Below are 661 nucleotides of genomic sequence, written 5' to 3' on the forward strand. Positions count from 1 at the left end.
CTCATACTGCGGAAATTAGGAAACTTTCTTTACTCAAGTCAATGATCGTTGAGGCAAAACAACCTCAGCCAACCCCGCCTATCATCAGCCATCTGATGCCAGAGCAGGGGAGCCGCCATGGTGTTCCGCCGCAACCTGGAGTCCCGCGAAGCCGACATAGCCCGCACCGTCTTCGGCGACGCCCTGGACATCACCCACCTGCACCTGGCCGAAGGCGGCCTCCTCGGCAGCTTCGGCGTGGCGCGAACCCTGCCCCGGCGCGTCACCTTCCCCAAGGGAGTCCTGACGTCGCCGCAACACCAGGCACGCTACGAACGCTGGCTGGTCCACGAACTCACCCACGCCTACCAGTACCAACACGGCCGCAGTGTGTTGAGCATGCTGCCGACCGCGTTCGCCGGGTTCTTCGTGAAGGGGCTCTACGACTACGGCGGGGCTGATGGCCTGCGCGGGAAGTCGTTTGCCGATTTCAACACTGAGCAGCAGGCCAACATCGTGGCCGACTACTACTACCTGAGCACCTATGAACCGTCTCGCGACCTCTCGGCTTACGAGCCGTACATCGCTTTCGTGCGGTCGGGCGCCTGACCCTGGAAAAGATCAAGCTCCGACCGCGTTGCCGCTGGTCAGAGCTTGATTTCACCCGGCGAAAGGTGGTGCC

General features: G+C 62.0%; 1 protein-coding gene. It reads left to right on the forward strand.

What is annotated here, in order from left to right; genetic code table 11:
- Nucleotides 1–117 precede the first annotated feature (117 nt).
- Nucleotides 118–588 (forward strand): hypothetical protein, encoded by a 471-nt coding sequence (locus tag UK23_RS48605; protein ID WP_052684643.1) that lies wholly within the window; start codon nucleotides 118–120, stop codon nucleotides 586–588.
- The last annotated feature ends 73 nt before the right edge of the window (nucleotides 589–661 follow it).

Source organism: Lentzea aerocolonigenes (genome assembly GCF_000955955.1).
Taxonomy (GTDB): domain Bacteria; phylum Actinomycetota; class Actinomycetes; order Mycobacteriales; family Pseudonocardiaceae; genus Lentzea; species Lentzea aerocolonigenes_A.

Bases quoted from the DNA above. Each gene is read 5' to 3' on its own strand.
- UK23_RS48605 (WP_052684643.1), top strand. From the start codon at position 118: ATGGTGTTCCGCCGCAACCTGGAGTCCCGCGAAGCCGACATAGCCCGC.